25 protein-coding genes and 1 tRNA gene are annotated in these 26,830 nt (G+C 56.2%); 19 read left to right on the top strand and 7 right to left on the bottom strand.

Translation table 11 applies throughout. From position 1 onward, the window contains the following. Window positions 1-9: 9 nt before the first annotated feature. The 4 genes from selA (at window position 10) to FD737_RS09225 (ending at window position 3,886) form a co-directional block, all read left to right on the top strand. Window positions 10-1,389, top strand: coding sequence for an L-seryl-tRNA(Sec) selenium transferase (gene selA / locus FD737_RS09240; RefSeq protein ID WP_097118463.1), 1,380 nt, complete (start codon window positions 10-12; stop codon window positions 1,387-1,389). Then, window positions 1,386-3,236 (top strand): selenocysteine-specific translation elongation factor, encoded by a 1,851-nt coding sequence (selB, locus tag FD737_RS09235; RefSeq protein ID WP_160833337.1) that lies wholly within the window; start codon window positions 1,386-1,388, stop codon window positions 3,234-3,236. The genes selA and selB overlap by 4 nt, the downstream gene beginning before the upstream one ends. Window positions 3,237-3,345: 109 nt before the next feature. Next, window positions 3,346-3,630, top strand: coding sequence for a type II toxin-antitoxin system ParD family antitoxin (locus FD737_RS09230; RefSeq protein WP_058961180.1), 285 nt, complete (start codon window positions 3,346-3,348; stop codon window positions 3,628-3,630). After that, a complete protein-coding gene (locus FD737_RS09225) occupies window positions 3,596-3,886 on the top strand; it encodes a type II toxin-antitoxin system RelE/ParE family toxin (protein WP_160833336.1) in 291 nt (96 codons plus the stop codon). Before FD737_RS09230 ends, FD737_RS09225 begins: the two co-directional genes overlap by 35 nt. A gap of 50 nt (window positions 3,887-3,936) precedes the next feature. On the opposite strand, the gene glyS is transcribed toward FD737_RS09225, so the two are convergent. Both glyS and glyQ read right to left on the bottom strand, forming a co-directional pair. Beyond that, window positions 3,937-6,006, bottom strand: a complete 2,070-nt coding sequence (gene glyS / locus FD737_RS09220; protein WP_097118460.1) for a glycine--tRNA ligase subunit beta — start codon at window positions 6,004-6,006, stop codon at window positions 3,937-3,939. Between the two features lie 9 nt (window positions 6,007-6,015). Next, complete coding sequence (gene glyQ, locus FD737_RS09215) at window positions 6,016-6,927, bottom strand: glycine--tRNA ligase subunit alpha (protein ID WP_034827699.1); 912 nt, start codon at window positions 6,925-6,927, stop codon at window positions 6,016-6,018. Between the two features lie 343 nt (window positions 6,928-7,270). On the opposite strand from glyQ, the gene FD737_RS09210 reads away from it, so the two are divergent. The 10 genes from FD737_RS09210 to FD737_RS09165 all read left to right on the top strand — a co-directional run bounded on the left by FD737_RS09210 (window position 7,271) and on the right by FD737_RS09165 (window position 17,785). After that, window positions 7,271-7,663 carry a RidA family protein gene (locus FD737_RS09210; protein ID WP_038643895.1) on the top strand — a complete coding sequence of 131 codons (393 nt, stop codon included), beginning with the start codon at window positions 7,271-7,273 and terminating at the stop codon, window positions 7,661-7,663. Next, window positions 7,663-8,634: a D-2-hydroxyacid dehydrogenase gene (locus FD737_RS09205; RefSeq protein ID WP_160833335.1), complete on the top strand. Its 972-nt coding sequence runs from the start codon at window positions 7,663-7,665 to the stop codon at window positions 8,632-8,634. The genes FD737_RS09210 and FD737_RS09205 overlap by 1 nt, the downstream gene beginning before the upstream one ends. An 86-nt stretch (window positions 8,635-8,720) precedes the next feature. Beyond that, window positions 8,721-9,617, top strand: a complete 897-nt coding sequence (locus FD737_RS09200; protein ID WP_034827693.1) for a transporter substrate-binding domain-containing protein — start codon at window positions 8,721-8,723, stop codon at window positions 9,615-9,617. Between the two features lie 76 nt (window positions 9,618-9,693). Continuing rightward, on the top strand, window positions 9,694-11,220 hold the full coding sequence (locus FD737_RS09195) for an amino acid ABC transporter permease/ATP-binding protein (RefSeq protein WP_160833334.1): 1,527 nt from the start codon (window positions 9,694-9,696) through the stop codon (window positions 11,218-11,220). Further along, window positions 11,207-12,247 (top strand): alpha-hydroxy acid oxidase, encoded by a 1,041-nt coding sequence (locus tag FD737_RS09190; protein ID WP_160833333.1) that lies wholly within the window; start codon window positions 11,207-11,209, stop codon window positions 12,245-12,247. Before FD737_RS09195 ends, FD737_RS09190 begins: the two co-directional genes overlap by 14 nt. Next, window positions 12,247-13,170, top strand: coding sequence for an ABC transporter substrate-binding protein (locus FD737_RS09185; RefSeq protein ID WP_160833332.1), 924 nt, complete (start codon window positions 12,247-12,249; stop codon window positions 13,168-13,170). The genes FD737_RS09190 and FD737_RS09185 overlap by 1 nt, the downstream gene beginning before the upstream one ends. After that, entirely contained in the window at window positions 13,170-14,546 is a 1,377-nt protein-coding gene (locus FD737_RS09180; RefSeq protein ID WP_160833331.1) for a dihydroorotase family protein, read from the top strand. The genes FD737_RS09185 and FD737_RS09180 overlap by 1 nt, the downstream gene beginning before the upstream one ends. 14 nt (window positions 14,547-14,560) lie before the next feature. After that, window positions 14,561-15,322, top strand: a complete 762-nt coding sequence (locus tag FD737_RS09175) for a GntR family transcriptional regulator (RefSeq protein ID WP_034829940.1) — start codon at window positions 14,561-14,563, stop codon at window positions 15,320-15,322. A 36-nt stretch (window positions 15,323-15,358) separates the two neighbouring features. After that, window positions 15,359-16,474, top strand: a complete 1,116-nt coding sequence (locus FD737_RS09170; RefSeq protein WP_160833330.1) for a mandelate racemase/muconate lactonizing enzyme family protein — start codon at window positions 15,359-15,361, stop codon at window positions 16,472-16,474. A gap of 315 nt (window positions 16,475-16,789) precedes the next feature. After that, window positions 16,790-17,785, top strand: a complete 996-nt coding sequence (locus FD737_RS09165) for an acyltransferase (protein ID WP_160833329.1) — start codon at window positions 16,790-16,792, stop codon at window positions 17,783-17,785. Here the strand turns inward: FD737_RS09165 and FD737_RS09160 are convergent. Both FD737_RS09160 and xylB read right to left on the bottom strand, forming a co-directional pair. Continuing rightward, window positions 17,770-18,702, bottom strand: a complete 933-nt coding sequence (locus FD737_RS09160) for a GlxA family transcriptional regulator (protein ID WP_160833328.1) — start codon at window positions 18,700-18,702, stop codon at window positions 17,770-17,772. The two genes, FD737_RS09165 and FD737_RS09160, sit on opposite strands and share 16 nt — an antisense overlap. A gap of 226 nt (window positions 18,703-18,928) precedes the next feature. Beyond that, window positions 18,929-20,371 (bottom strand): xylulokinase, encoded by a 1,443-nt coding sequence (gene xylB, locus FD737_RS09155; protein ID WP_160833327.1) that lies wholly within the window; start codon window positions 20,369-20,371, stop codon window positions 18,929-18,931. A 167-nt stretch (window positions 20,372-20,538) separates the two neighbouring features. Between xylB and FD737_RS09150 the strand changes: the two genes are divergently transcribed. Beyond that, a tRNA-Sec gene (locus FD737_RS09150) sits at window positions 20,539-20,633 on the top strand. A 263-nt stretch (window positions 20,634-20,896) separates the two neighbouring features. Further along, window positions 20,897-21,748 carry an AraC family transcriptional regulator gene (locus FD737_RS09145; protein WP_160833326.1) on the top strand — a complete coding sequence of 284 codons (852 nt, stop codon included), beginning with the start codon at window positions 20,897-20,899 and terminating at the stop codon, window positions 21,746-21,748. On the opposite strand, the gene FD737_RS09140 is transcribed toward FD737_RS09145, so the two are convergent. Then, entirely contained in the window at window positions 21,702-22,100 is a 399-nt protein-coding gene (locus FD737_RS09140) for a helix-turn-helix domain-containing protein (RefSeq protein ID WP_160833325.1), read from the bottom strand. The genes FD737_RS09145 and FD737_RS09140 overlap by 47 nt on opposite strands. Before the next feature lie 192 nt (window positions 22,101-22,292). Here FD737_RS09140 and FD737_RS09135 point away from each other — a divergent pair, with 192 nt between their 5' ends. Further along, window positions 22,293-22,670: a DUF1360 domain-containing protein gene (locus FD737_RS09135; protein WP_202404507.1), complete on the top strand. Its 378-nt coding sequence runs from the start codon at window positions 22,293-22,295 to the stop codon at window positions 22,668-22,670. Window positions 22,671-22,672: 2 nt separating this feature from the next. Here FD737_RS09135 and FD737_RS09130 read toward each other — a convergent pair whose 3' ends face one another. Together FD737_RS09130 and FD737_RS09125 are read right to left on the bottom strand one after the other, a co-directional pair. Beyond that, window positions 22,673-23,137 carry an Rrf2 family transcriptional regulator gene (locus FD737_RS09130; protein WP_034829963.1) on the bottom strand — a complete coding sequence of 155 codons (465 nt, stop codon included), beginning with the start codon at window positions 23,135-23,137 and terminating at the stop codon, window positions 22,673-22,675. Window positions 23,138-23,208: 71 nt separating this feature from the next. Beyond that, on the bottom strand, window positions 23,209-24,255 hold the full coding sequence (locus FD737_RS09125) for an alpha/beta hydrolase (RefSeq protein WP_237448774.1): 1,047 nt from the start codon (window positions 24,253-24,255) through the stop codon (window positions 23,209-23,211). Between the two features lie 120 nt (window positions 24,256-24,375). Here FD737_RS09125 and FD737_RS09120 point away from each other — a divergent pair, with 120 nt between their 5' ends. Together FD737_RS09120 and FD737_RS09115 are read left to right on the top strand one after the other, a co-directional pair. Next, window positions 24,376-25,509: an EpsG family protein gene (locus FD737_RS09120; protein ID WP_160833324.1), complete on the top strand. Its 1,134-nt coding sequence runs from the start codon at window positions 24,376-24,378 to the stop codon at window positions 25,507-25,509. A 238-nt stretch (window positions 25,510-25,747) separates the two neighbouring features. After that, window positions 25,748-26,788: an acyltransferase gene (locus FD737_RS09115; RefSeq protein WP_160833323.1), complete on the top strand. Its 1,041-nt coding sequence runs from the start codon at window positions 25,748-25,750 to the stop codon at window positions 26,786-26,788. The last annotated feature ends 42 nt before the right edge of the window (window positions 26,789-26,830 follow it).

Below are 26,830 nucleotides of genomic sequence, written 5' to 3'. Positions count from 1 at the left end.
AGCCACCCGATGAAAACACTGTATTCACAACTGCCTGCGATCGACAGCCTGCTGCGCGATCCCGCGATGCAGCCGCTGCTGCTGCAGACGGGCACCGCGTTTACCACCCGCCAGCTGCGCGCCATGCAGCAAGAAGCACGCACGCATATTCAACAGCATCAAACTTTACCCGGCTGGCATCTTAACTGGCCAGAGGAAGCGCAGCGCCGCGCGCAACAGCAGCAACAAAGCGCGCTGCGTCCGGTGTTCAATCTCACCGGCACGGTGCTGCACACCAACCTGGGCCGTGCGCAGTTAAGCACGCGCGCGATTGAGGCGGTCACTGCCTGCTTGCGCCAGCCGGTCACGCTGGAATATGCGCTGGATGATGCGTCACGTGGCCATCGCGATCGTGCGGTGAGTGCGCTGCTGTGTGAACTGACGGGGGCTGAAGCGGCCTGTATCGTGAATAACAATGCCGCCGCCGTGTTGCTGATGCTGGCAGCACTGGCGCCAGGTCGCGAAGTGATTGTCTCACGCGGTGAGCTGGTCGAAATCGGCGGCGCATTCCGCATCCCCGATGTGATGCGCCAGGCGGGCTGCCAGCTGGTTGAAGTCGGCACCACTAATCGTACCCATCTGAAAGATTATCGTGCTGGCATCAGCGACAACACCGGTTTGTTGATGAAGGTGCATACCAGCAACTACCAGATTCAGGGCTTCACCCATGCGGTAGCGGAAGCCGAGCTGGTGGCGTTGGCGGCGCAACATCAGCTGCCGGTGATCACTGATTTAGGCAGCGGTTCGCTCATCGACATGACCGCTTTTAATTTGCCCGCCGAGCCGATGCCGCAACAGCTGATTGCCGCCGGTGTGGATCTGGTGAGTTTTTCCGGCGATAAACTGCTGGGCGGCCCGCAAGCGGGGATTATCGTCGGCAAACAGGCGCTTATCGATCGGCTGCAACAGCATCCGCTCAAGCGTGCTTTGCGCGTGGATAAAATGACGCTGGCTGCGCTGGAAGCCACTTTGCAGCTTTATCGCCAGCCGGAAACATTGCGCGAAGCGCTGCCCACCCTGCGCTTGTTGACGCGATCGTCACACGAGATTTTGCAGCAGGCCGAACGGCTGATGCCTGCGCTGGAACACGCCTATGGCGCTGATTTTTCCCTTAATATCGCCGCCTGCTCGTCGCAAATCGGCAGCGGTTCATTACCCGTTGAACGCTTACCGAGTTTTGCCATCACGTTTAGCCCACGTGAATCTCACGGCAGCTCGCTGGATGCACTGGCGCAGCGCTGGCGTGCATTATCACAACCGGTGATTGGCCGCATCCAGGAAGGAAGACTGTGGCTGGATTTACGCTGCCTTGAAGATGAAGCGGCGCTGATACGGACCTTAACCACATGATTATCGCCACCGCTGGACACGTCGATCACGGTAAAACCGCACTGCTACAGGCGTTAACCGGTGTCGATGCCGATCGCCTGCCTGAGGAGAAACGGCGCGGCATGACCATCGATCTTGGCTATGCCTACTGGCCGCAACCGGATGGCCGCGTTGTGGGCTTTATCGATGTGCCAGGACACGAGAAATTCCTCGCCAATATGCTGGCGGGCATCGGCGGTATTCATCATGCACTGCTGGTGGTAGCGTGCGACGACGGTGTGATGCCGCAAACGCGTGAGCATCTGCAACTGCTAAGCCTGGTCGGGCAACCCCCGCTTAGCGTGGCGTTGACCAAAGCGGATCGCGTCGACGCCGTCCGTATCGCTGAAGTGCAGCATCAGGTGGCGGAGTTGACGCAGCAGCTGGGCTGGCTGGCAGTACCGCAATTTGTCACCAGCAGTACCACCCAGCAAGGCATCGACGCGCTGCGCCAGCACTTGAGTGAACTACGCGCACCGGATGTCGATATGGGTCGCCGCTTCCGCCTCGCCATTGACCGCGCGTTTACCCTCAAAGGCAGCGGATTAGTGGTCACCGGCACCGCCCTGGCGGGTGAAGTCAGCGTGGGTGATGCGTTGTGGCTCAGCCGCCTCAATTTGCCCGTGCGCGTGCGTTCGCTGCATGCGCAGAATCAGTCGGTAACGCGTGCGCAGGCTGGAGAACGTATCGCGCTGAATATCGTCGGCGATGTGGAGAAAGACCAGATTGCGCGCGGTGACTGGCTGCTGGCACAACCGCAACCTTCGGGCACCCAGCGACTGATCGTGGCGCTGCGTTTGCTACAGCCGTTAAGAAATCCCTCGCAGCCGGTACATCTTCACCATGCCGCCAGTCATGTGACTGGCCGACTTAACCTGATTGCGGGCGAACTGGCGGAGCTGGTGCTCAACGAGCCGCTGTGGCTGGCGGAAAACGATCGGCTGATTATCCGCGACAGCAATGCACAACTCACGCTCGGTGGCGGACGGGTGCTGCTGCTGAGCAGCAAGAAACGCGGCAAGCGCCATCCTGATTATCTTGACTGGCTGCAACAGCTGGCGGCGGCGGAAGCCGATGAAGAGAGTCTGCAGTCGCACCTGGCTCAGCAACCCGTTGACATGGCCGAGCTGAGTTGGGCACGCCAGCTGAGTGACGATGCACTCAACAACCTGCTGGACAAGGTGGCGCCCGTGCGACTCGGCAGCGCCATCATGGCTGTGGAACAGGCCAATGACTGGCAGCAGCGACTGCTGGAAGCGCTCACCGCGTTTCATCAGCAGCACCCTGAAGTGCCGGGCATTGGTCGCGATCGCTTGCGTCGCGTGGCTCTCCCCCACCAGCCGCCGGAACAGGTTATCGCATTGATCGATCGGCTGCTTTCACAAGGCCAGTTGCAGCACCGGCAAGGCTGGTTGCATTTGCCGGATTTCGAACCGCGCTTCAATCACCAGGAAGAAGCACTGTGGCAGCAGGTTGGTCCGCTGTTTGGTGACCAGCCGCTATGGGTGCGCGATATCGCACTGGCCACCCAGCAAGATGAAGAAACCATTCGCAGCCTGCTGCTCTCCGCCGCGCGTCTCGGTCATATCACGGCGATCGTGCGCGATCGCTATTACCGCAGCGACCAGATCCAGATCTTCGCCGATCTGATTCGCCAGCGTGACGCCAACGGTGGCAGCACCAGCGCCGCCGATTTCCGCAATCAGCTCGGTACCGGGCGTAAAATCGCGGTACAGATTCTGGAATTCTTCGACCGCAGCGGTTTCACCCGCCGTCGTGGCAACGATCACCTGCTGCGCGATGCCCGCCTGTTCGACACCAGCACTTAATCCTTCGCGTTGCTTCGCAGTTGTCGCTGTAACTGCGCTGCAACGCCGATTCCGCATTGCTCAAAAATGTGCCAGGATGTAAGAATATTTCTTACATTGGGGCACGATGATGGCACGTACCATGACAATCGATTTAGGTGATGAACTGCGCGAGTTTGTTGAATCTCTGGTGGCTTCCGGTGATTACCGTACTCAAAGCGAGGTGGTGCGCGACTCGCTGCGTTTACTGCGTGAGAAGCAGGCGGCGTCGAAGCTGGAGGCGCTAAAAGAATTGGTAAGACAAGGATTCGAGAGCGGTCCTGGTAAAGAGTGGGACCATGAAGATTTTCTGAGACGAGCAAAAGCCAGGGTGGGCATTTATGAAAAGGAAGATCACGATAAAACCGGAAGCTGATGCCGATTTGATGAAAATCTGGATTTACGGATACTGGAATTTTGGGGAGCAACTCGCAGACGCTTACAACCTTAAATTTTCCCAGCTCTTCGATAAAATTGCCCTGTTCGATTTAGGGCGAAAACGGCCTGATTTAGGTTATCAAATCTATTCACTTTCCTTCGGTCAGCACATTGTGATTTACCGTGCTGAGGTTGATGAGATCTTTATTGGGCGCATCTTGCACCACTCCCAGGAAGTCAGCGCCGAATTTTAAAAACAAAAAGGGACGATTTCTCGTCCCTTCGGTTCACTTCAACACATCGCTTACTGCAGCAGAGAGATATCCGCGACCTGCAGGAACAGTGCGCGCAGTTGCGCCAGCAGCGTCAGGCGGTTAATACGCACTTCCGCTTCATCGGCGTTAACCATCACGTTGTCGAAGAAGTTATCGACCGCTTCGCGCAGCTGCGCCAGTTCCACCAGCGCATCCTGATAACGGCCTTCCGCGAAGTACGGCTGCAACTTGTCACCCAGCGCCGTCACGAAAGTCGCCAGCTGGATCTCGGCGTTCTCTTTCAGCAACGATGCCTGCACGCTGTCGTTGAGGGTTTCGGTGGCTTTCGCCAGGATGTTGGACACACGCTTGTTGGCCGCAGCCAGCGACGATGCCGCTTCCAGCGTACGGAAATGGGAAACCGCTTTCATGCGCGCATCGAAGTCCGCCGGGCGGGTTGGACGACGTGCCAGCACGGCCTGAATGGTGTCGACGCTGTGGCCCTCTTCCTGATACCAGGTACGGAAACGGCCCAGCATGAAGTCGATGACTTCATCTACCACTTTACCGTTGCTCAGCTTGCTACCGTACAAACGCACCGCTTCTTCGGTCAGCGTTTGCAGATCGAGTGGCAGGTTCTTCTCGACGATAATACGCAGTACGCCCAGTGCAGCACGGCGCAGTGCGAACGGATCTTTATCGCCTTTCGGATGCTGACCAATACCGAAGATGCCCGCAAGGGTATCCATCTTGTCAGCGATTGCGACAGCGCAAGCCACGAGGTTCGATGGCAGTGCATCACCGGCAAAGCGCGGCTGATACTGCTCGTTCAGCGCCACCGCGACATCTTCAGCTTCGCCATCATGACGTGCATAGTGCATGCCCATCACGCCCTGCGTATCGGTGAACTCGAAGACCATGTTGGTCATCAGGTCACACTTCGACAGCAGGCCCGCGCGGGTGGCGTGGTTCACATCGGCACCAATCTGAGCCGCAATCCAGCCGGCCAGCGCCTGAATACGGTCCGTTTTGTCACGCAGTGTACCCAGCTCTTTCTGGAACAATACGGTTTCCAGACGCGGCAGGTTATCTTCAAGACGCTTTTTACGGTCAGTGTTGAAGAAGAACTCGGCATCGGCCAGACGCGGACGTACCACCTTCTCGTTACCGGAGATGATTTGCTGCGGGTCTTTAGATTCGATGTTGGTGACGAAGATAAAGTTTGGCAGCAATTTACCGTCAGCGGAGTACACCGGGAAGTACTTCTGGTCACCCTTCATGGTGTAAACCAGCGCTTCAGCAGGCACCGCGAGGAACTTCTCTTCGAATTTCGCGGTGAGCACCACTGGCCACTCCACCAGCGAGGCCACTTCTTCCAGCAAGCTGTCGCTCAGATCGGCGATACCGCCCAACTGCTGCGCCGCCGCTTCCGCATCCGCTTTGATTTTGGCTTTACGGGTCGCAAAATCAGCCACCACTTTGCCGCGCTCCAGCAGCAATTGCGGATACTGATCGGCGTTGTCGAGTGTGAACTCTGACTCGCCCATAAAGCGGTGGCCGCGAATCACGCGATCGGACTGAATACCGAGAATCGTCGCCGGGATCAGCTCATCGCCCAACAGCAGCGTCACAGTATGTACCGGACGGACAAACTGCACGTCGCTTGCGCCCCAGCGCATCAGTTTTGGAATCGGCAGCTTGCTTAGTGCGGTTGCCACCATCGCGGGCAGCAGTGCCTGAGCACTCTCGCCTTTCACTGAAGCGCGATGCACCAGCCATTCGCCTTTATCCGTGCTCAGACGCTCAGCCTGATCCACGGTGATGCCGTTACCGCGCGCCCAACCTTCGGCTGCTTTGGTGGCATTGCCATCGGCATCAAACGCAGCAGCAATCGCTGGGCCACGTTTTTCCACTTCACGATCGGCCTGCGCTGTGGCCAATTGGGCCACCTTCAGCGCCAGACGGCGTGGAGAGGCAAACCAGCTCACCTCGCCATGTGCTAAACCGGCGCTGTCCAGTTCTGCGGTAAAGTGCGCAGCAAAGGCTTCTGCCAGGCTACGCAGGGCTTTCGGAGGCAACTCTTCGGTGCCAATTTCCACCAGGAAAGTTTTATCGGTCATGGCTGCCTCTTACTTGTTTTTATTGCACATGGGGAAACCGAGCGCCTCACGAGACGCGTAATAGGCTTCTGCCACGGCTTTCGTCAGGGTGCGGATACGCAGGATATAGCGCTGACGCTCGGTTACCGAGATCGCCTTGCGTGCATCCAGCAGGTTAAAGCTGTGTGCCGCTTTCAGGATGCGCTCATAAGCTGGCAACGGCAGGGGTTTTTCCAGCGCCAGCAACTGCTGCGCTTCTTTCTCGTACTGCTCGAAGCAGGAGAACAGGAAGTCCACATCCGCGTATTCAAAGTTGTAGGTCGACTGTTCGACTTCGTTCTGATGGAACACTTCACCGTAGGTGGTTTGGCCAAATGGGCCGTCGCTCCACACCAGATCGTAAACACTGTCGACGCCCTGGATATACATCGCCAGGCGCTCAAGTCCATAAGTGATCTCACCCGTCACTGGCTTACACTCCATGCCGCCCACCTGCTGGAAGTAAGTGAACTGCGTCACTTCCATGCCGTTGAGCCACACTTCCCAACCCAGTCCCCAGGCACCCAGCGTAGGGTTTTCCCAGTTATCTTCCACGAAGCGAATATCGTGTACGGTCGGATCCAGGCCCAGCTCTTGCAGTGAACCCAGGTACAGCTCCTGCAGATTGTCCGGGTTAGGTTTGATCATCACCTGGAACTGATAGTAGTGCTGTAAACGGTTCGGGTTTTCACCGTAGCGACCATCGGTAGGACGGCGTGAAGGCTGCACATAGGCGGTAGCCATCGGCTCTGGGCCAATGGCGCGCAGGCAGGTCATTGGGTGTGAAGTGCCAGCGCCCACTTCCATGTCCAGCGGCTGGACGATGGTGCAGCCCTGACGCGCCCAGTAATCCTGCAAGGTCAGGATCAGGCCCTGAAAGGTCTTGGTATCAAACTTTTGCATGTTGAGTACGCGATAAGGGTCGATTAAAAAAGAGTGCGACAGTATACCCCTTTGACCGCGGATTGTGCAGCCGGAAATCCTGGCGTGACAGTGGGTGATTTTGACGCGGTTTAAGCCATTAAAACCTTGAGATAAGAAAATCGTATACGATTCAACCCAACACCTCCGCGAGTGCGTCACACCCTCAATTAACCCTTATTTTTCATAAAATTAACCACGCTATAATCAAATCCTATTACGTGACAGACATCACCTTTTCGACCCGATGGTCAAAAATCGCGCATTGACACTTGTATAATCGTATACGAAATTGCGGTGAAACAGTTTTGCTTGGAATTTCACCATGAAGACCGCGATTGCTTATCCAGGAATGAACGCCAGTGACCGCCCAATGGGCCCGGCTCCGCTTTCCGCCGCCGTACTGCACGAACCAATGCTGTTTATCTCCGGCCAGGTGGCGATTGACCCCTACAGCGGTGAGATCAAGGGCAATGACATCGCCAGCCAGACGCGTCAGGTGTTGAAAAACGTCGGCGATCTGTTGAGCGAAGCGCAGATGACCTTCGATAACGTGGTGCGCGTGACGATCTATCTCACCGACCTCAGCACCTTCAGTGAGATGAACGCGGCGTATAGCGAGTTCTTCCAGTTCCCCTTCCCGGCGCGCGCCACCGTCGGTATTCAACTCAACCATCCTGACCTGCTGGTCGAGATGGAAGTCACGGCGATGCGCTGATGCATATTCATATCGAAAACGACGCCAGCGCCCCGCAGGCATTACATCTGACCCCGCAGCACCTGCAACAGCTGTTGGATGCCCATGCGCAACTGCGCGGTCACTTTACCCTGAGCGAAAACAGCCAGGCCGCGCATACCGCAGATTTCCTCGCCACCAGCGACATTTTGTGGAGCGGACGCAAGCTGGCGCTCGATACCTTCAGCGCACCACGTCTCGGCTGGGTGCAGGTGATGTCCGCCGGCGTTGAGCAGTGGCTGGCACATCTGCCGGAGGGCGTGACGCTGACCAATGCGTCCGGCGTGCACGGCGATAAAGGCGCCGAGTTCATTCTGATGGCGGCGTTGATGTTCAACTTTGGCATTCCGGGTTTTCTGCAGGATCAGGCTCAGCGCCTGTGGCGCCCCACCTTCGGCGGCTGCGCGCGTGGCAAAACGGTCTTGCTGCTCGGCGTCGGCGGTATCGGTGCCGCAGCGGCGAAACGGCTGACCGCGCAGGGCTACCGTGTGATTGGTGTGACGCGCAGCGGCCAGTGTGATGCCGACGTAGCGCGTTGTATTCGCATTGATGCGATGGACGATGTTCTGCCGCAGGTGGATGTCCTGGTCTCAACGCTGCCGCTCACGCCCCAGACAGACAAGTTGTTTGACCGTCGCCGTCTCGATCTGCTGCCTGCCCGCGCCGGCATCGTGATTGTCGGCCGTGCCGCCGTGTTCGACTACACCGCGATGCGCGAAAAACTGTGCGCCGGTGAACTGGCCGGTGCGGTTCTGGATGTTTATCCGCAAGAGCCGCTGCCAGTAGACGATGCGCTGTGGAGCACGCCGGGCGTGGTGATGACACCGCACTGCAGTCTGGACGATCACAGTGCCTACCTTGAGGGCTGCCTTGAGGTGTTTATCGATAACCTGGTGCGTTTCCGCAGTGGCCATCCGCTGCGCAACCAGGTTGATGTTGCAAGAGGTTATTGAAGTCGCAGTACCGATAAAAGCCGTAAGACGTTCATAAAACACAAGGTCATCGCTTACACATTCACCAGCACCAGGGGAACCTTATTATGAAATTTGCACGCATCGCATTACTGATCTCTGGCATCACCGGCACGCTGTTAGCAGGCCTTTCCAGCGCCCATGCCGCCAGCACCGACCCGATTACGCCAACCGCCAGCGATTTTGCGGCGATGGCGCAGTGCAAGGCGCTGCAGACCAAATACCCGTCACTCAAAGGCAAAGATCTGGTGGTAGGCCTGGGTGGCTACACCAAAGGCTTCGAAGCCCCTTCCGAAAAAGACCCAAGCATTATTGAAGGTCTCGATCCTTCGCTGTTCGAACGTATCAGCAGCTGCCTTGGGGCAAAACACAGTTATCAGACCGGTTCGTTCAACGTGCTGCTGACCTCCATCTCCAGCGGTCGTGCCGATATCGGTCCGATGCTGTATGTCACCGATGAACGTCTGAAGCAGATCGCTTTTGTCGCCTCCATGCAGGTGCAGGATGGCTCGATTCTGGCGAAGGGCAATCCAAAGAAAATCACCACCGTGGATGACCTGTGCGGCAAAACCGTGGCCGCCGCTGCCGGTTCTTACGAAGCCAACAAGTTGGTGCCCGAGCAGAGCGCCAAATGCACCGCCGCGGGTAAGCCAGAAGTCAGCATGCTGATGGTGCAGAACACTGACAACAGTATTCAGGCGGTGAAAAGCGGTCGCGCCGACATCTATCTGACTGAAGCCGGATCCGCCATCGCCATCGCCAAAGCTGACAAAACGCTGGAAAGCGGCTTTACCGTTGACCTGCCGATCATGGTTGGCTTCCCCATCGCCAAAGACAACACCACGCTGCGCAGTGCAGTGATGGATGCAATGAAGGTGATTCAGGAGAGCGGTGCGCAGAAGAAATTGCTGGATTACTGGGGTCAGGGCAGCGCGGCTGAACGCCCGGTTGTTGCACGTGGTTAATGCATAAACTCAGTCGGATCAATTGGGTTGCTGCTTCACGGGCAACCCAAGCGATCGCATTGAGGGAGATAACGCCTTGGATGATTTTCTTAAGTACCTGACCTTCCCTTACCTGTGGGAAGGGGCCGTCATCGCTGTTCAGCTGCTGGTAGGCGCATTAGCGGGCGGCATCCTGATTGGCTTTTTCCTGGCGTTGGCCAGCACCTCAAAGCACTGGTTTATCCGTGTGCCGGTGAAAACGTACATCTATCTGCTGCGCGGCACGCCGGTGCTGCTGCAACTGATTCTGCTCTACAACGTACTGCCGGAGTTCGGCCTGCGTTTCAGCCCGTTCACCAGCGCCCTGTTGGCGTTGATGATTAATGAAACCGCCTTCTGCGCCGAGATTATTCGCGGCGGCATTATGGCCACCGATCGCGATCAGAGCATGGCAGCGCAGGCCTTTGGCTATTCGCGCACCAAAGAGATGAACCACGTGGTGATTCCGCAGGCACTGCGCGCCATTCTGCCGACCATGGGCAATGAAACCGTCGGCCTGCTGAAATCTACCTCGCTGGCATCGGTCGTAGGCGTGAATGAGCTAACAATGCGCGGCCAGGCCATCGTGTCGCAGAACTTCCTGTTCATTCCGGTACTGGTGGCCTCGGGCGGCATTTACCTGATTCTCTCTACGCTGCTGGCGGGTGGTCAGTGGTGGCTGGAGAAGTTCTATAATCTCGACGAACGTGCCCGCCGTGCCCGTGCGCGCATGGCAAAACTGCCGCCAGAAGCGGACGTGATGTCGATGCAGTTGCCGAAACGTCGCTGGGATACGCAAACGGCCGCGCCGGTGCTGGAAGTGGACAACCTGTGCGTCGAATACGCCGGTAAAGCGGTACTGAAATCCCTGTCGCTGACTGTACGCCGTGGCGAAGTCGTGGTGCTGCTCGGTCGTTCCGGCTCCGGTAAAAGTACCCTGTTGAAATCGATTCTGGCGCTGACGCCACGCAGCAGCGGCACCATTCAGACCGAAGGCCACTTTATGGGCAGCGATGAAAACGGCCGCCCACTGGCTGCCCGCCATCTGCCGGCTAACCGCGCCAAATCCGGCATTGGTATCGTGTTCCAGCACTTCGCGCTGTTTGATCACCTTACCGCGCTGGAAAACGTGATGAGTATTCTGCTGCGCGTGCAGGGTGCCCAACCCGAAATCGCCCGCGCTAAAGCAATGCGTGCCCTGAAGATGGTGGGATTGCAGGATTTCGCCGCCTCGCTGCCGCATGAGCTGTCCGGCGGGCAGAAACAGCGTGTCGGCATCGCCCGTGCGCTGGCAGCAGAACCGCAAATCCTGCTGTTCGATGAGCCGACCTCGGCGCTCGACCCTGAGCTGGTGCGTGAAGTGAACCAGACCATGCGCAGCCTGGCGCAAACCGGCATCACCATGATTATCAGTACCCATGACATTGCCTTCGCGGCGGGCGTGGCCGATCGCGTGGTGTTCCTGCAGAACGGGGCGTTGATTGAAGAAGGGCCACCGGCGATTTTGCAGAATCCCAAAACGCCGGCTTTTGCCACCTTCCTCGAACATGAAAATGCCACGGAGGCCCAGCATGCCAATGCATGATCTTGCGGCGCGTGAACGTCTTGGCGATGCGCTGTTCCGCTATATGCAGGGGCAGCCCGCCGATGCGATCGCTGACGAACCGGATGCTAACCAGCAGGCGCTGCGCCGTTTTCGCTTGCTGCCGCGTGTACTGCAGGGCAATAAGGCGATCAGCACCCAGATCACCATCCTCAATCAAAGCTGGTCTGCTCCGCTCGGCGTCGGTGCCTTTGCGGGTGATCGCATCTTCCATGAAGAGGGATTGCTGCCGATTGCCCGCGCCTGCAAACGTCTGCAACTGCCGCTGGTGATCTCCGAAGAGACGGTCACGCCGCTGGAACAGATTGGCGCGGAGTACGACCGCTGCTGGCTTCAGCTACGCGCGGCAGGTGATGTTGGGCGTATCAAAGATTTGATCGATCAGGCTGCACAAGCCGGATTCAAAAATATCGTTCTCACCGTGCTGGCACCGGTGCATCCGGTACCGGGATTACAGCCAGGCGGCTTCTCAATTGGTGAAGCGCTCAAACAGCGCGGCTGGCACACCGTCGGCGGCACGCAACCGGGCGTTGAACCCTTGCCGGCCTTTCCGGTGTGGCGCTGGCAGGAAATTGACGAGGTGGCCGCACACTGCGCTGCGCGTCAACTGCCGCTGTGGCTAAAAGGCATTTTGCATCATGACGATGCGGCACCGGCGGCACAGCTCGGTGTGAGCGGCATCATCGCCTCGAATATTGGCCTGCGCCAAAGCGCGCGCTGGGCTACACCGGTCGATCAGCTCGCCGATTTACAGGCGGTCACTCGTCTGCCGCTGCTGCTGGATGGCGGCGTGCGCTGCGGCAGCGATGCTGTGGTGGCACGTTGCCTCGGCGCCTCGCTGTCACTCAGCGTGCGACCGATCATCAGCGCCCTGGTAGCAGGTGGCGAAAGCGCGGTGTTCGATCTGCTCTCCGGCTGGATCAATGAAATCACCGCCATTAGCCACTGGTGCGGCGTCAGCGACATGGCTGCGCTCAACGGCAGTTTTGTTACGGAGGTGCGTGGCTGATGCAGACGTTAATCTTCAATCAGGGCGATGCCAGCGAATCCCGCATCTATTACTGCGCCCACTATTTGGCCGACAGCCTCGGCTTGTTCGCCGCCGAGCAGTTGCAGGTCACCTTCACCACCAGCGCATCGGGCGGGCACACCGTGCAGGGCGGACAAGTGCCTGCGGTGCTCAACCGCGAAGCGGATCTCACGCTGGGCGGACCGATGGTGGTGATGAAGCAATACCAGCAGCACGGCGCTGAGTTGCAGTGCTTTTGCGCCTCGGTCGCCGCTAATCCGTGGTTTCTGGCGGCAGTGCAGGCTCAGCCCGATTTTCAGCTCAGTGATTTGCGCGGTAAACGCGTGCTAGATGTCGGTAATGTCGGCACCGCTACGCTGACCTTCCGCTGGCTGCTGTCCCAGCATGGTTTGTTGGATCAGGTGGAGCTGATTGCCGGTAGTGGCGATCAGGCCCGCGATTTCGCGGCTGTGGCTAGCGGTGAAGCTGATTACGCGCTGCACGCCATGCATATGCTGGCACCGGCGATTGCCGCCGGGCAATTAAGCAGCATCAGCAGCCTCGCTTTGCTGTGCGGCAAGGTGCCGTGGAGCGCCTATATTGCCCGGACCGATGTCCTCACGGAGAAAGCCGCTGCGTTTGCGGCCTTCTCGCGCGCCATCGAACAGGCACTGGCGTGGATCGCCACGCATGATGCCGAAACACTGGCCGCACAGGTGCAGCACTGTTATCCCGATTATCCGCTTGATGCGCTGATCACCGGTTTAGCCGCGTATCAGCAAGCGCACGTCTTCGCGCCCAGCGGCCTGATTCCAGCCGATGAATTTAACCACTTCAGCCAACTGCTGAGCGACATCGGCTGGCTGGATCCTTCTCAGCCAGTGCCCTATCGCGCACTGGTGACGCAAGCAGGAGCAGAGTGATGAAACAATTAATTATCAACGGCCTGGTAGTGACCGAAACCCGCGCCGCGCCCGCCGATGTGCTGATTGAGAATGGCAAAATCAGCGGCCTGCTGATGCCGGGTGCCCTCGCTGACGGCGTCGATGAGATCATTGATGCGCAGGGGCTAATCATCGTACCCGGCGCGATTGATGTGCATACCCATTTCACCGGCTCGCACGATTTCCCTGAACAGGAGCTGCGCCAAGGCACGCGTGGTGCGGCTGCGCACGGCGTCACCACCATCGTTGAGATGCCGCACTCACTGCCGCCCGCCACCAGCCTCGCTAACTTCACCGCCAAGCAGCGCTGGCTGGCGGACAACTGCTCGGTGGATTACGCCATGTGGGCCGGACTGGATGGCCGCAATGTGCACGAGTTAGCGGCGCTGGATCAGGCGGGCGCACTGGCGTTCAAAGCGTTCCTGTGTAGCGGCGCGCCCAATGGTGAAGCCACTGACGAGAAAGGCTTACCGCGCCTCGACGATGATGGCTTGCTGCGTGCGATGCGTGAACTGGCCACCTTTGACGGTTTGATTGGCGTCCACGCTGAGAACCACGACATTCTGATCGGTGCCGGCAGCGAACTGCGCCGCGCTGGACGCAAAGATACCCGCGCGCATGCGCTGGCCGGGCCAGAAATCGCCGAAATCGAAGCCGTGGGTCGCGTTTTGGCGGTGGCGGAAGAGACCGGCGCGCGCTGCCACATCGTGCACGTCAGCTCCGCGCGTGCCGCCGAAACCATCGTCGCCGCCAAAAGTAAGGTGCGCGCCAGTTTCGAAACCTGTCCGCACTATCTGATTCTGGATGAAGACGATCTGGTGCGCATTGGACCGAATGCGCGCTGTGGCCCGCCGATCCGCCCACGTCCGGTGGTGGATGCGCTCTGGCAGGTGCTGCTGCGCGGCGACGTCGACATGATCGCCTCTGACCACTGCCCCTACACCCCGGCACAGAAACAAGCCGGTGAAGCCAGCATCTGGGACGCCGGTATGGGGCTAACCGGTGTTGAGACATTAAGCCCGATGTTCTTCAGCGCGTCGCATATCGATCGTGGTCTGGCCCTTACGGAATTTGCCCGCATGACCGCCAGCGGCCCGGCTAAAGCCTTCCAGCTGTGGGGCAAAAAAGGCGCTATTGCACCCGGCTTCGATGCCGACTTGGTGTTTATCGATGCGCAGCAGAGCTGGATCGTGGAGGGGGAAAAATTCCAGGGACTCGGCAAGTGGAGCGCATTTGAAGGCATCCGCTGTCAGGGTAAAGTGGTGCGCACACTTATTCGTGGTGTCACGGTATTCCAGGATGACCAGATGCAGGTTGAACCCGGCTTTGGTCAGTTCGTGACCCGGCAGGTATAAACAGGACAATCACCATGGCAGGAAAATCATCCACCCCAAGCCGTAAAAGCAGCGCACCGCTGGCGCAGGAAGCCGCTTCAGACGGCAACTGGCAAGCTGCGCGTCCGCGCACGCTGGTCGATCACGCCGTCGATGCGATTCTCAGCGCCGCCTCGCGCGGATTGATTTTACCCGGCGACCGTATTGCCGAACCGGATCTGGTGGCAAAACTCGGCATGAGCCGCGTGCCGATCCGTGAAGCGCTGCGCATTCTTGAAAGCCAGGGCATCGTCACCAGCGAGCCGTATAAAGGCATCCGTTTGATGGAGATTTCCCATCAGCGGCTGGAGCAGATTATTGATGTGCGCATCCCACTGGAAACATTGGCCTGTCGCCGTGCGATTGAAGCCGGACGCAACGGCGCTGAACAGCTCACTCTGCTGTATCAGGGCGTGGCACAGATGCAAACCATGATGCAAAACGATGATGTGTATGGCTTTGCCTCGGCGGACACCGATTTCCATCGCACGCTGTGCAGCTTCGCCCACAACCCGGTATTGAGCAATTTGTGGGAGTCAATTGCGCGCCAGCTGACGGTGATTTTTGGCCTCTCCACCATGGGCAAATCGATGAGCGACATCATTGAAGAGCACCAGCGACTGATCAACGTGTTCGCCGAGGGCGATATCGCGCAGATGACCGATGAAATTGAAAACCACATCCGCATTCAGGCACTGGATGTGGATTACGAGACCTTGATTACGCAGCGCCGACAGCAGCGTTCCGCTGTGGGCTGATGCTTTATTGATTGCCTTTACACCAGGAAAACCACGATGAAGATCACCAACGTTGAAGCGTTTTATCTGCGTCTGCCGGTTATTGAGCAGCGCACCGATAGCTCGCAGGATGCACTGCTTATCAAAATCACCACCGATGCGGGCATCACCGGTTGGGGTGAAGTGGATGGCAGCCCGTATGTCACCAAAGCCATTATCGAAGCACCCTATTCGCACACCATGGTCACCGGACTGAAATCGCTGCTGATCGGCGAGAACCCGCTGGAGACCGGCCGTTTGTGGAAGAAGATGCACAAAGCCACCATCTATTACGGACGCAACGGTGCCGTGCTGCAGGCGATGGCGGGCATTGATATCGCCCTGTGGGACATCAAAGGCAAAGCGCTGGGCAAACCGATTGTTGAACTGCTGGGCGGTGCGATGCGCGACAAGATGCGCGTTTACTCCTCCAACATGTTCCAGTACAGCGTCGAAGAGACGGTGGCGCGCGCGCAGCACGCCATCGATACTGGCCACACTGGCGTGAAGTTTGGCTGGGAGCCGTTTGGCACCGATGAAGCGCTGGATCTGCGCTATCTGGAAGCGCTGCGCACCGCGATGGGCGACAGCGTGGATCTGATGCTGGATGTCGGCCACGTCTGGGATGCGAAGACCACCGTGCGCCGCAGCCAGCGTTATGAACATCTCAACCTGTTCTGGATCGAAGAGCCGCTGCACCCGGATAACTACGCCGGTTACGGCCAGGTGTCTGCCGCCTGCCAGCAGCACATCGCCGCCGGTGAGCAAGAGTGTTCGGTGGTTGGCTTCCAGCGCCTGATTGATGAAGGCGGTATCGACATCGTGCAGATCGATCTGACACGCACCGGCTTTACCCAGGCGATGGAGATCGCCAGCTACGCGCACAGCCGTGGTCGAAAAGTGTGTAACCACAACTTCACCACCGACATCAACACCGCCGCCTCGCTGCATTTCCTGTGTGCGATTGAGAACGCGCTGGTGATGGAGTATTGCGTGGAGCCAGGTGAGATCAGTCGCTCGCTGGCGAAAAAACCGGTGCGCATCGCCGACGGTTACGCCTGGTTACCGAGTGAGCCAGGTCTGGGCGTAGAGCCGAACGAAGCGGTAATCGAGAAGTTCCTCGTCCGCGATTAAGCCACCGCCAGGCAAACACCGGATGCGTGATTAATCCATTGTTCAGCACACTCTTGGTCGCGACGCGATTTATCGCCTGAGGTTCATCCGTTTTATTCGCCAAAGCGGCCACGGTTAAACGTGGCCGCATTTTTCATTTGAATGAGCATGCTGGCGTGCAAGCCAAAGCACCACGGCTATTGCCGGGCTGTCCTCACGCTGCGACCAGGCAGTGTCACCCGTAACAGAGTGATCCGAATTTCAGTCCCAAAGGTTGTTGACGCATCACGCTGTGACTACCCTTCTTCGCACGGACGTATTGCCGACGAGGAAGCCATGTCGCAAAAAATACACTGGATCGACAACTTACGTGCGGTTGCCTGCCTGATGGTGATCGTCATTCACACCACCACCTGGTATATCACCGGCCCGATGGCCGTCACGGGTATTAGCTGGGATGTGGCGAACCTGCTCAACTCCGCGTCGCGCGTCTGTGTGCCGCTGTTCTTTATGATTTCAGGCTATCTGTTCTTTGGCGAACGCAGCGCGCAAGGGCGACATCTGCTGCGCATCGTACTGTGTTTATTGTTCTACAGCGCGGTGGCGCTGGCCTACATCACCTGGCTGACGCCGATTAGCGAAGGTCGTTCGCTGCTAAAACTGCTGCAAAAACCGGTGTTCTATCACCTGTGGTTTTTCTTCGCCATTATCGGCATCTACCTGCTGTCGCCATTGATTCAGGTGAAAAGCGTGCAGCCGCGCTACGTCGCATTGCTGGTCGTGGTGCTGGCGGTGCTGGCCAATCCCAACACCGTGAGCCAGTCGCTGGGGCCGTTTCATTGGTTGCCGGTGAATCTTTACGTCAGCGGCGACAGCATTTACTACCTGCTGTACGCGCTGCTGGGGCGGGCGATTGGTTGCATGGACACCGATAAGCGCGGCATCAGCTGGCTGGCGGGATTGGGCTTTATCGCCTGCTGGATTGGCATTACGCTCGGCACCAAACAGATGCTAAAAATCAACGGCGCATTCAACGACACCTGGTATCTTTACTGCGGTCCGCTGGTGTTTATCGCCGCCATCAGCTTGCTGGTGCTGTTCAAGAATGTGCTGAGCAGCCGCACACTGCCGATACTGGCGACGATTTCGCGCTATTCACTGCCGATATATGGCTTTCACGCGCTGTTTATCCACTATCTGCGCACCAAACATTACGACGATATGTCACGTCCGTGGCTCGATCTGCCGTGGGTATTTGGCATCACGCTGATCGGCAGTTTGCTGCTAGCGATGCTGCTCAAACGCGTAGATAAACATCATCTGGTGAGCTGATCGTCCCAGCGCTGATGCGCGCGACGCAACTGGCGTGCCGAGGAGAACCCGGCCGCCAGAGCAGCTTTCTCCGCCGCTTCGCCCTGTTGCTGGCGCTGGCGCGCAATTACCAAACGCAGCTGTTCATGGTATTCCCGCACGCTGATGCCGAGATGCTGGCGGAACAGGCGCGTGAGATGACGCTCGCTGACATGCGCGCGCTCGGCCAGCGCGGTCAGTGACCAGTCATGCTCGGGATGGGCGATCATCACGTCCTGCGCCCGGTGAATCGCCGGATGCAGGTGATTGCGATAGCGCAGCCACGGCGAGAGCTGGGGATCGTCACCCGAACGCCGGAACCACACCACCATTTCCCGCGCCACCTTCAGCGCCTGCGGTGCGCCGCAAAGCCGGTTGATCAAATGCAGCGCCAGATCGATGCCCGCCGTGATACCCGCGCTGGTCCATATGCCATGATCTTCCACAAACACGCGGTTATCCTTCACTAACGCTTCCGGTGCGGCGGCTTTCAGGCGCGGTAACACATCGTGGTGAGTGGTGCATTGCACACCATTTAGCAATCCGGCCTGCGCCGAGAGCAGTGCACCGGAACAGATGCAGACTAATGTGATGCGTTTAGACTGGATGGCGGACTGCTGCGAGCGGAGCCAGTCGCGCGCGGCGGCGGCAGGTGCCGTATCGAACCAGACTTTGGAGTCATACACGCCGGGCACCACCAGCAGGCTGTTATCGGGTAGCTGCTCGGGAAGTGGCGCAATATCCGCGATCGTCATGCTGGTGGAGCAGCGCACGCTGGCTTGCGGGCCAATGTAGTGCAGAGCAAAAAAGCCATCCGCCAGTTGCAGCGTTTCCGCCGGACCAGTGAGATCGAGCGCCATCACGCCAGGAAGAACCAGAAAATAGACGGGCTGCGGCATTAAAGGCTCCAGGGTAGGTGATGTGTTTCCCTCAGCCTCTGCGTGGCAGAGAACTGTTCGAGGGTTAACGTAACATTGCTGCTGCCTCAGCCTCTCTGGATGTCTTTCCCTCCGGTGAAGGGAGCGTGCTAAGGACAATTCAGGCCATAAGGAACTAACCTGATTCGCCCATCATAGCGGAATAAATATAAAAACCACGACCCAATCCGGCCATCACTTAACCGAATCAGGACATCAGCGGTTTGAGATGCTGATACAACTGCGCAAACTTCTCACGCTGCGGCTGATAAGCCTGATGATGAGCCGCATCGGGCTGATGCCGCTGCACCAACTCTGGCGCGGGCCACTCGCTCTGCGGATCAATCGCCCATTGCGCCAGACGTGCAGCACCAAGAGCTGGCCCTACCTCACCGCCGTGGCAATAATCCAGCGTTAATCCACTGATATCCGCCAGCATTTGCCGCCAGTGCGCACTGCGCGCGCCGCCGCCGATCAGCATCACGGTTTGCGGCTGCACCCCGCACTTATGCACCGCGTCCATGCCTTCTGCCAGCGCAAAGCCCACGCCTTCCAGCACCGCGCGCGCCAGTTCAGGACGGCCATGCTGATGGGTCAAACCAAAAAATACGCCTTGTGCCTGTGGATTGTTGTGCGGGGTGCGCTCACCGGACAGATATGGCAAAAATAAAATCGGTGCGGCTTCACTGCTGGCTTTTTCCGCTTCCGCCAGCAGCTCAGGCACGTCTTTACAGCCGGTTAATGTGGCTGCCCAGTCAAGGCAGGATGCGGCACTCAGCATCACCGACATCAAATGCCAGCGGTTGGGTAACGCATGGCAAAAACTGTGCACCGCTTGCTGCGGATTGCTGAGATAGCCGTCGCTGACCAGGAAGTAGACGCCGGATGTGCCAAGCGACAACATGCCCTGACCCGGCGCCACCATGCCGACACCCACCGCGCCCGCGGCGTTATCGCCGCCGCCCGCGACGATCGGCACGGCATTCATCTTCCAGCGTGCGGCGACTTCAGGCGACAAAGTGCCAGTGATCTGATTGCCTTCATAAAGCGCAGGCATCTGGCTGCGGTTGAGATCGCAAGCGCTGAGCAGGGCATCACTCCAGTCACGCTTCGCCACATCCAGCCACATCGTGCCGGCTGCATCGGACATGTCGCTGGCGAAGTCACCGCTCATCCGCCAGCGCAGGTAATCTTTGGGCAGCAGGACTTTCGCCACTCGTTTAAACACACCGGGTTCGTGCTGCTGCACCCATAACAATTTGGGTGCAGTGAAACCGGGCATCATCAGGTTGCCGGTAATCTGGCGCGAATCCGGTACGCGCTGCTCCAGTTCCCGACACTGCTCACTGCTGCGCCCGTCGTTCCACAGAATCGCCGGACGCAGTATCTGGTGCTCAGCGTCCAATAGCGTGGCGCCGTGCATCTGACCGCTCAGACCAATGGCCTTCACGCCGCTGAGATCGTGCTGCTGCGCCAGCGCCTGCATCGCCTTGTCCGTGGCACTCCACCAGCTTTCGGGATCCTGCTCACTCCACAACGGCTGCGGACGCGATACCTGCAATGGCGCGCTCTCCACCGCGACAACCTGCCCTTGCGCATCCAGCAACACCACTTTGACGCCAGAGGTGCCTAAATCGATCCCGATAACCATGTTCAGCTCCTGATGCAGTGAGAAATCATAACTGTAGCCTTAGGTGGAGAATTTAATCACCTCTGCGCGGCGACGCTTCATATCAGAGCGTGAGAACGTGCTGTAGCGCACGGCTAAGATCAAGATTTTGCGCTGGGTTGTCGCTATAATTGCGCGGCATCTTCAAAGGAAGATCGTCGTCTCCGGTGAGGCGGCCGGATTTCAAATCCGGTTGGGGCCGCCAGCGGTCCCGGGCAGGTTCGACTCCTGTGATCTTCCGCCACCTTCCTCTTACTGTTACTCATTTCTAAATGATTGGCTTAGGCAACCTGTAAGTCATCATTACAAGTTGGAAAATTTCAGCCTGAGGATGTAGAGCAAGGTTGGCACTTTACTTCTGCACTCTTCTCCGCCACTTGTTCCAATCTCTTTACCTCACCTGCACAATGCATTTATTCGGTAAAACCGAACAACTGAGCTCTGTTTAAAAATCAGCTTGTTCATGATTCTATACTGTCTTTCACGCTGGCTATTGCGGAATCACCCATGCTCATCCATCCCACCGACAACCTGACCTTCTCCGGCGATCCGCGTGCGGATGAGCTGCGCAAAAAACTGCTGCAACCCAATGCACCCAAAGTGATTGCGGCGTCATTATCGAAACAGCTTGATCGCGAAAGCCGCACCCATAGACATGCCGCCGGACAACTTTACTGTCTGAAGCAAGGGATGATGACGGTCAACACGCCCTCGGGCATCTTCGCCAATCCGCCGCGCCTGGTGGGGTGGATTCCGCCACACTTCGAACACGCGATTATCGGGCCAGGTCGCGTGCTCGGCTGGACGGTGTTGGTGGATGAAGCGCTGACGGCACCGCTGCCAAAACATCCGGTGCTACTCTCCTGCCCTTCGGTGCTGGAACCGCTGGCTGAGCGGCTGGCAAATTTGTCGCCGGATAGCTGGGGCAGCGATCGTTACAATCGGTTATGCGATGTGTTTCTTGATGAGCTGTATGAGTCCACCGAGCATGCGCTGACGCTGCCACTCCCCGAAGAGCCGCGTCTGCGGCAGATTGCGCGCTTGTTGATGGATAATCCGGCGGATACCCGCACTGGCCCCGAGCTGGCACAGTGGGCGGGGTTGAGTCCACGTAGCCTTAGCCGTCATTGGGCCAGCGCAGTGGGCATGAGCCTCTCGCGCTATCGCCAGGTGTCGCGACTGTTGAAATCACTGGAAGGACTGGCCGACGGCAAAAGTGTGCAGCAGGTAGCGTGGCAGGTCGGTTTTGATAGCGTGAGCAGTTACATCAGCGCCTTCCGCAGCGCCTTTGGTTCCACGCCCGGCAAATACTTTACGCCGCCTGACGCGTCTGCGGTTGCAGTATCAGAAGACTCGTAGGCCCATCGATCGCTGGCAGGCTGTGATGATATTTGCGCCGAAACGCGCCGGGCGGCATATCGTACATGCGGCGGAAGGTGCGGCACCATGTCTGCTGCGACTCAAAGCCATACTTAATCGCAATCTCCATCAACGGCATGTGACCGTTCATCAGCGCAATCGCCGATGCCGTGAGTTTACGCTCGCGAATATAGCTGCCCAGCGCGATACCATTATGGTGGCGGAACATGCGTTGCAGATGCCACTGCGAATAGCCCGCACGCCGCGCCACCGTCTCCAGCGTCAGTCGCTGTTCAATATTGTCTTCGATCCAGAGCATCAGTTGATGCATACAAGCTGCCTGAATATCCATCTTTCCTCCTGATGGCGGATTAAAAAGTCAGCAACATTATAAAAAAGCCTCAGCTGGCTATGTTTAGCGTTAAAGCCAATAAATAACGATATCTCGCCAAACTTTAATGGCTGTCGTTCTGACCCGACGCTTGCAGCTTACATCATCATGTAATATTGTAAGTTACATGAAAAATGCCTGCCAGGAGGATGTATGAATAGTTGGATGACTTCAGACGTGGGAACTTGTGTCGCGATAGCTCTGGCAGCGGCCAGTATCGCGATGACCCTCACGCAAACCGAGTTGTTTGCTGGCTTACGCGCGTGGACCGCCAAAAAGCACGCGCAGCTCGGCCATCTGTTCCACTGCTTTTACTGCATGAGCCATTGGACGGTGCTCGCGGGCATGGTGATTTATCGCCCTGCGCTATTGCACAGCGATATGGCACTCATTGATTGGGTGATGACAGCGTTCATTACCATAACCCTGACCACCTTTATCAACGGTTTGATGTTCAAAGTGTTCCAGGCAGCGGTCACCACGCATGTGATGAAGCACAATGCGCAGATCACTTTGCAGAAGCAGGATTGAGGTTATTCACTGCACAGCGGATGGGGCTCAGATTCCAGCCCCAGTTTTGCCATTTTCTTGAGGTAATCATCGGCAATATCAGCCACGGTGATGTGGCTAAAGCGTTGAAGCAGCAGCACTTCCGCTTCATGGAGCGCCTGATCCAGACGCTCATCGACCGCATGTTCAACTAAACACGGCGAAGGATCGGCAGCAGGCCCGATACTGAACAGCGCTGGCGACCCAATCGCCTGATACACATCCAGTAGCGTAATCGCGCTGAGTTCCACCCGCAGCTCCCAACCGCCGCCGTGCCCCTTCTCCGAGACCACATAGCCTTTTTCGCGCAGGCCAGACATCATGCGGCGTACCACCACCGGATTGGTGCCCAACATCTTCGCCATCGCTTCCGAAGTGGCGCGTTTAACGTGCCGATCAAGATGAATTAAGGCGTGCAGTGAGCGGGACATTCGGTTGTCGCGGGGCATGGATCATTCCTCTAAAGTTCACGACACTTTACCAAAGCCGCCCGGCAGCAACAATTTATCCCGCCTTTTCGCTATGGCTTCACCAGAGTCGCCTGCCAGTCACTAAACAGGGTCAGCCAGTTTTTGGCGGGGATATTCTTTTTCTCGCCGGTACCAAAACCATGGCCGCCCTGCTGGAAAAGATGCATCTCGACCTTCACCTTGTTTTTACGTAGCGCGTCGAACATCAGTAAGGAGTTTCTGGGGGAGGCGGTGCCATCATCCAGCGCCTGTGCCAGGAAGGTCGGGGGAGTTTTGTCGCTGACGCGGTTTTCCTGTGAATTCTGATCGATCACCGCCTCGCTGATATCCTTGCCGTACATCGCCGTGCGGGTACCGACATGCGTCACGCCATCTTTTAACGACAGCACCGGATAGATCAGGGCGCTAAAATCTGGTCGTGCCGGAATCTGATCCAGCTTATCTACTGCGGAATAATTGGTGGCATCCGCATTGTTGCTTAGGTTGGCAGCAAGGAAGGCACCAGCTGAAAAGCCCATCACGCCAATCTGGTCGCCAGCGATATGATAATTCGCCGCATTGCCGCGAATCATGCGCATGGCTCGTTGTGCATCAGAAAATGCATTATTACGGTTAACCTCTGAACCACCGTGCGGCATTCGATAAATTAAAACAAATGAGGAATAACCTTTCTGGCTCAACACTTTTGCGACATCCAGCCCTTCAGCGTCCTGCATTATATAAGAAAAACCCCCACCAGGAATGATTAGCACAGCAGAGTGATTATTCTTTCCCGCTGGAGGAACATAAATCATTTCTGGAGAATCGACATTTGTGACAGCACGATTATTGATGTCCGGGTTTTTACTGAAATTAATAAATTTATTATTTACTGACACTTCATTTGGCCAGATAGGAATTTCCTTATTGGCAAACGCAGCTGGAAGATACAGAAGAAAAAGAAGAGCAGTTGATTGAGGTAACTTCATCTCGATGGCTCCAAATCCTGAATAAAAACAGTGACAAATGGCAAAGCCGATTGAAAACCTCAAGCTTTGCAGCGCAACACTTACCCCAGAGAGAACCAAATTAAATGAATAGCCTGAGTAAAGTAACAAATAATATCCCCTGCCTGCATTCAGTATAATACCGGGCCAGAAAAAATTAGACTTTTCTCATGTTTACGGCAACAAGGCCATATGTTATAAGTAAATTTTAAACTATAAGAATCTGTGACCATGGGAATTTACTGGATCATAAGTCTTAGCCTGACTTTTGTCGCTCTCGTCGAAGTCATGTTAAGTAAAAATGAAAACACAGCACAAATCAGATCATACGTTTATTTTGTTGCCGTTGTAGTGCTTTTTACTTTCGGCGGCATTCGTGGTCTGGGTACGGGACTCGATGATTTCCAGTATCGTGATTTCTTTGTTCATTTCGTCGATAAAATTACTATTGAAGGATTCTGGCGCACCGCGGATGAATTCCGTTACGAACCGGCGATATATGCGATTGCGGGATTAACGCGTATATTTACTGCTAACCCCGATATCTTTATGTATGTCTTTACTGTGATTGCCGTGTGCGTTAACGCATGGTATTTCCGTAAACTGACACCGTTGCCAATTGTCGCCTTAGCAGTCTACTCCGCGCACTTATTTATCAACAAAGACATGAACCAGATTCGATTTGGCTTATGTTCCGCCTTCTTAATGGGCTTTGTTTATCACATGTCCCGTCGTAGTAAATCCGGGATAATAACCACCTTTATTCTTTCCTTCATCAGTCACGCCACAGGGATTGTTGCTCTCCTGATTCCGATGGCGATGATTGTCAGGAAAAACAAATACATTCCTATTATCATTGTCGTCGCCAGTTTACCTCTCGCCTTTATGGGGAGTTCAGCGCTGATCGCACTGCTATCCAGTCATCTGGGCGGATTAGGTGACAGGGCCATGGGCTACGCTAATCAGGAATCAACGCAGGATCAGGGGATTTTTACCCTATCAAACCTGAAGAATATTGGCTTTGTGTTTATCTTCAGCTTTATGCTGCTGAGTGACCGAATCAAAAACTTCGATCCGGTAAAGTTTAATACTTATTACATCCTGGTCATTACCTTCGCGCTTGGTGCGGGACTGAGGATGGCGCTGCAGGATTATGCATCAGGCGGTCGTTTAGCGAACTTCCTGCTGCAAGTTGAACCGGTGCTTATTTCCCTGTGTATCTGGGAAACCAAAAAATTGAAAAAACTGCTCGCTGTTGGCGTGACGGTGTTAATGGTGCTCTATTATCTATACTACAATACCATTTCAAGCAAACAGTCGATTACCGGTTATGAAGTTTCGCATACCTTTAAGATATTCCGCTAAGCCGCCAAAACGCTAACCTCTGGTTAGCGTTTTTTCTTTTAATCTCAGATAAAACTGATGGACGCATAAGGAAAGTCTGAATGTTTTTATGGCCCTGGTCATTGCTTGCTTTTTGATTTTTTTAAACCTCTAATAGGCTCATATCTGCGCCAGCAGAGTTCGGAGTTTTCTTATTAGAGCGATACCTGTTTTCCCCTGATTTTTCTGGCGCGACGTCACTCAATGAAAGAACGCAAATATGAACGAAAAAAACAATTTTGACATCGTCCGATTCTCTCTCGCTTTTATCGTGATGCTGGTGCATAGCGCAGAAGTAACCAGAAACGTCGACATTCGTTTTCTCGATCACTTCCTAAATAGTGACTTTGCAGTAAAAGGTTTTTTCGCAATAAGTGGTTTTCTTATTGCAAAAAGTTACTTAAGAAGCAAATCACTCACGTCCTATTTTATTAAGCGTGCGCAACGTATCTTGCCGGCTTATATATTTGTCATCATTCTGTGCTTTGTGATTGGGATGTGCCTTACGACGCTACCGCTGATGGATTTCCTGAAAAATAAAGAAACTATCAAGTATCTCGTCGCTAACTTCTCTTTCCTAAACTTCATTCAGGCGTCGTTGCCCGGCGTGTTCACCAACAACCCGAATCAGCCGATGGATGGATCGCTGTGGACCATCAAAGCTGAGTTGACGCTGTATGTCCTGCTGCCATTGATTGTTCCAATGATGAAGAAAAACCCTCTTAAAGTGTGGGGCGCGATCTTCGTTATCTCATGCGCCTGGTTCTTCTACTTCACTTCGGTGTACACCGGTCCGAAAGCCGATACTTTAGCGAAGCAGTTTGTCGCACTCTCATCTTACTTCTTCTTTGGTAGCCTGTTGGCGGTGCACCAACCGACCTTTGATCGCCTGAAAGAGATTACGATTATTTCTCTGGTGGTGTTCCTGCTGTTTAAGTCGACCGATTATGCCTTTATTGTCGAGCCAGTAGCGTTCTCTTCCGTGGTGATTCTGTTCTGCACCAATCTGTGCAAAGAGATCAAAATCAGTCAGTACGGCGATCTTTCCTATGGCATGTATCTTTACCACTGGCCGATCATTCAGGTCCTGCAACATTTCGGCGTGTTCGATACCAATGCCTTCCTGGGGCTGGGATTGACCATCGTGATTACGCTCGCGCTGGCTTACACCTCGTGGAATTTGCTGGAGAGTCGTTTCCTGAAACGAGCGCATCACGCTCAGCCATCGATTACGCCACCAACCACCACCGCGCGTGATTGACCCGTTTGACTGAATAGTCAGGCCATTAAAAAACCCCCATCC

The sequence above is a fragment of the Pantoea sp. Seng genome (assembly GCF_009829935.1).
GTDB lineage: Bacteria > Pseudomonadota > Gammaproteobacteria > Enterobacterales > Enterobacteriaceae > Pantoea > Pantoea communis.
Note: the sequence above shows the minus strand (reverse complement) of the source record. Positions and strands in the feature narration are given on the sequence as shown.